This window comes from Pseudomonas sp. SIMBA_068 (genome assembly GCF_046534705.1).
Taxonomy (GTDB): Bacteria; Pseudomonadota; Gammaproteobacteria; order Pseudomonadales; family Pseudomonadaceae; genus Aquipseudomonas; species Aquipseudomonas putida.
In genome coordinates this window covers 1-271 of the sequence record NZ_JAWRYI010000531.1, presented here as the reverse complement: position 1 = coordinate 271, position 271 = coordinate 1, and the positions used below count along the sequence as shown (strand labels likewise).

General features: G+C 56.1%; 1 protein-coding gene. It reads right to left on the bottom strand.

Annotation, left to right across the window (positions count from 1 at the left end; genetic code table 11):
* Positions 1-133, bottom strand: a 133-nt coding sequence (locus SB756_RS30265; RefSeq protein WP_410913261.1) for a prepilin-type N-terminal cleavage/methylation domain-containing protein, incomplete at its 3' end; no start/stop codon positions are given.
* Positions 134-271: the final 138 nt, after the last annotated feature.

The window sequence follows — 271 nt, the reverse complement described above, 5'->3', positions numbered from 1 at the left end:
CCGCTACCGTTTTTTCCTCAAGAACGTGCTGATTACTCAGCGCGCCGCTGGCAATCTGTAACACCGCCGTGGCAGCCAGCGCAAAAATCGCCAGCGCGAGCATCACTTCCAGCAAGGTAAATCCGCGCTTCATCGCATCCTCTCATCACATTGATTGAGGGATAACGCGCCATCGTGTGCCAGTTTTACCGCCCAACATGCGTTTTGCGCCGCCGAGTAGAAGCGCAGCGTAAACGGCGTGGCGGGTTCAAAAGGCGAAAAACGGATCTGC